Source organism: Sphingomonas yabuuchiae, from assembly GCF_001477495.1.
Classification (GTDB): domain Bacteria; phylum Pseudomonadota; class Alphaproteobacteria; order Sphingomonadales; family Sphingomonadaceae; genus Sphingomonas; species Sphingomonas yabuuchiae_A.
On sequence record NZ_LDTF01000127.1, the window covers coordinates 1 to 3,465 of the forward strand.

The 3,465-nt window shown below is 67.7% G+C and carries 4 protein-coding genes; 1 reads left to right on the plus strand and 3 read right to left on the minus strand.

The features are described 5' to 3' along the window. Window positions 1-553: DUF1176 domain-containing protein (locus NS355_RS17445; protein ID WP_167345493.1), on the minus strand; the 553-nt coding region annotated here is incomplete at its 3' end. Window positions 554-690: 137 nt separating this feature from the next. On the opposite strand from NS355_RS17445, the gene NS355_RS17450 reads away from it, so the two are divergent. Further along, on the plus strand, window positions 691-1,560 hold the full coding sequence (locus NS355_RS17450) for a 3-hydroxyacyl-CoA dehydrogenase NAD-binding domain-containing protein (protein ID WP_058746840.1): 870 nt from the start codon (window positions 691-693) through the stop codon (window positions 1,558-1,560). 131 nt (window positions 1,561-1,691) lie between these two features. On the opposite strand, the gene NS355_RS17455 is transcribed toward NS355_RS17450, so the two are convergent. Next, window positions 1,692-3,005: a carbohydrate porin gene (locus tag NS355_RS17455; RefSeq protein WP_058746839.1), complete on the minus strand. Its 1,314-nt coding sequence runs from the start codon at window positions 3,003-3,005 to the stop codon at window positions 1,692-1,694. 15 nt (window positions 3,006-3,020) lie between these two features. Beyond that, a complete protein-coding gene (locus NS355_RS19150) occupies window positions 3,021-3,167 on the minus strand; it encodes a hypothetical protein (RefSeq protein ID WP_157013673.1) in 147 nt (48 codons plus the stop codon). Window positions 3,168-3,465: the final 298 nt, after the last annotated feature.

Here is a 3,465-nt window from a genome sequence, read left to right on the forward strand (position 1 = left end):
GGGCGGGGCCGGGCGGCGGGGTGACGACTTGAACCACGGGCAGTGCCGGTGCGGTAGCGCGATAGCCTTTGGCGCCCCGGGCGATCAGCGCGGAGGTCGTGCCCGCACGTTCCTGCCGATCGTCCATATAGCGAAAGGCGGCCGATGCGCCCGCCAGAGCCAGGGTATGCGCGGTCGGCGTCAGTAGCGTGGCGCGCCGGCCCCTGGCGATGGCCGCGACGAGCGCGCTGGCGGGGGCGCCCTGCCACTCGCCCTCACCGTCACGGTTCAGCGGAATCGAGGCGATGGTCCGGCCATCGACCCGGACGCTCGCCGTCCTGGCCTTGCCGGTCATGTCGCGGATACGTACCGTCACCCGACCGCCGCCGTCGCGCGCCACGATCAGCCCGACATCCTGAAGCGCCGATTCCTCTGCCGCCAGTGACGCCGCCTCGCAGGCCCGCCCATTGTCGCAGGCGACGATCCAGTCGCGGAACAGCTTCGGCTTGCCCGGCCTGGGCGTATCCGGTGTGGACGCCGCGCTCGCCGCCGTTGCGGCCAGTGCTACGCTCACGGCAAGGCTCATGCGAATCATACCCGATCAACCCCTTTGCTGGCGATCCCGTTCCGAACCGGATAGGGCGCGTTGCAACCGGCTTTGTGGCAGAGATACGGGCCACAAGAACAGGCCAAAGGAACAGGAGAGTGGCGATGAAGTCAGTGGGCGTGATCGGAGCCGGTCAGATGGGCGCAGGGATTGCGCAGGTCTCGGCGGCGGCGGGCTATGCGGTGAAGCTGGCCGATATCTCCGTCGAGCGGGCCGAGGCGGGCAAGGCGGGCATCGCCAAGGCGCTCGACCGGCTGGTGACCAAGGAAAAGACCACGCGCGAGGACGCCGATTCGCTGCTCGGCCGAATCGAGCCGGTCGGCAGCGTGTCCGCCATGGCGGATTGCGAACTGGTGATCGAGGCCGCGACCGAGCGCGAGGCCATCAAGCGCGCCATCTTCGAGGAGGTCGGCAAGGTCATGTCCGACACCGCGATCCTGGCGACCAACACCTCGTCCATTCCGATCACCCGGCTGGCGCAGGCGGCCCCCGATGCGGGCCGCTTCGTCGGCGTGCATTTCTTCAATCCGGTCCCGGTCATGGGCCTGATCGAGCTGATCCGCGGCCTCGCCACTGCGGACGCGACGGTCGCCAGGGTCGAGGCGTTCGCGCAGGAGCTGGGCAAGCGCGTGGTCCACGCCAATGATGCGCCGGGCTTCATCGTCAATCGCGTGCTGATGCCGATGATCAACGAGGCGATCTTCGCGCTGGGCGAGGGCGTGGCGACGATCCCCGATATCGACGCGGCCTGCCAGCTGGGGCTGAACCATCCGATGGGGCCGCTGACGCTCGCCGACTTCATCGGGCTGGACACCTGCCTGGAGATCACCCGCGTGCTGTTCGAGGGGACCGGAGACCCGAAATTCCGGCCCGCGCCGCTGCTGATCAAATATGTCGAGGCGGGCTGGTATGGCCGCAAGACCAGGCGCGGTTTCTATGATTATTCCGGTGCCGAGCCCGTGCCGACGCGGTAAAAATCATTCCTCCCCTAGAAGGGGAGGTGGCAGGCCGAAGGCCTGACGGAGGGGTGTCACCCTCTCGATAGCGGGACACCCCTCCACCATGCTGCGCATGGTCCCCCTCCCCTTGCAGGGGAGGAAGAGCTTTAGAAAGCGCCGTGCACCCGCAGCGCGAAAACCTCGGCGGGCCCGCGATCGCGGTTATACCCCGGATTTTCCACATATTGCGCGTCCAGCGTCACCGCGAGTGCGCGGGTGAGTGCGACGTCGTAATAGGCCTCGGCAATCTCCTCCGCGCCGGCATCGGGCAGCTTGCCGTCGCCGACCAGCACGCCCAGGCCGCCTGCCGCCAGATAGCGCCGATGCTCGGCCGAAATGCCGTTGGCGATCAGCGCCAGCCCGACCCGGTCCTGCGCCCGGCCCCAGCCTTTGCCGTTCAGCGACCCGCCAATCTGTGCCGTCCGGTCGATATCGGTAAAGTCATAGGGCTCGATCGACCCGTCGCTGACCCCGACCCGCGCGAACAGGCCCAGCGTGTCGGTCAGCGCCTGGTCCATGTTCATATAGCCGCCGACCCGCGTCATCCGCCGCCGGGTGAAGGACGGATCGACCGCGTTGCCAGTGGCGGCGGCATAGGCCAGCGCCTCGTCGAAGCGGCTGAAATTCCCCCGGTTGCGGAAAAACCCGAACCGCACCGATCCGGGCCGCCCGGCGATCAGGTGGCGATGCTCGACCTCGGCATCGAGCTGATACTGGCCGAAGCCATGTTCCAGTCGCTCGCCATTGGGGACGGTCGACAGGTTGAACAGCCCGGCGCGGAGCGTCCAGTCGCCGCGATAGAGTTCTGCGGCGATGCCCGTCGTATAGCCCCAGGCATCGGCGGCATAATCGAAGCTGCCGGTATCGACCGCCGACCAGTTCAGGAAATCGCCGCGCGGGTCATGGGCGTAAGGGTTGGTGTCGAAGACATCGCCGACCCCGAACTTGCCGATGGTCAGTACGACCCGGTCGAGGCTGCGCGATCCGCCCAGCTGGTTGGCGACGCCCGCCACCGCCTCGCGCGGGCCGCCAAGCCCGAAGGTCTGACGGAAAAAGGCGCGTTGCAGCCGGAAATAGGGTTCGGCCTTGCCGACCTTATAGGCCTCGGCGCTCGGAAAGCCCGCGACGCCCAGCGTGTTGGACAGGCCGAAACCCTGATCGATTTCGGGATTCACCCACAGTTCGCCGCCGGTCCAGGCGCGCGCACCGATAAAGGCGGTGACGTCGGTCGTCTCCCTCAACTGACGCGGGGTCAGGCTGTTGGCGCCGGCATAAGGCGAGGCGAAGCCGCCGACTCCTTGCGCCACGAAGGTGGCCTGGCCGTGGATCGCGAAATCCTCCGGCCCGGTGTCCTGCGCGGACGCGGCGCGCGCGACGAGGAACAGGCCGCACAGCGCGGCCCGCACAACGATACGGATCATGATGTTATACCCGGATCAGGCGCTGGCGCGGGGACGGCGCATGGCCTGGGGACGGGTCGACGCGACCAGGCGGAGAAGCCGGGCACGCTCGCGGGGGACGCTCGCCATCACGGTGGCGAGGGAATGGGCGCGGACATGCGCGCGGAACAGGGTACGGGTCATGGCAGACCTCCTTCGGGTTCGTGTGGTCGAGCCCGGCGGAAGGTCGGCGAGGAACGGCTTTAGTGGGCCGACATCGTCGACCCCGTCAGGCCCGTCAGACGGTCGGCAAGAACGTGGACGCGAAAGCGTCTACTGTCCTCGTCGCCGGACAAGGGACTAGATCGGGGCATTGTGATCCTATGTGTGAGTCGGCCACGTCTGCGGCCGACAGGGTGCCCATAGTGCGCTTGTTATGGGGATCAACCCCAAATTCCTCCCCGGCACGGGGAGGGGGACCATGCGCAGCATGGTGGAGGGG

Bases quoted from the DNA above. Each gene is read 5' to 3' on its own strand.
- NS355_RS17450 (WP_058746840.1), top strand. From the start codon at position 691: ATGAAGTCAGTGGGCGTGATCGGAGCCGGTCAGATGGGCGCAGGGATT.
- NS355_RS17455 (WP_058746839.1), bottom strand. From the start codon at position 3,005: ATGATCCGTATCGTTGTGCGGGCCGCGCTGTGCGGCCTGTTCCTCGTC.
- NS355_RS19150 (WP_157013673.1), bottom strand. From the start codon at position 3,167: ATGACCCGTACCCTGTTCCGCGCGCATGTCCGCGCCCATTCCCTCGCC.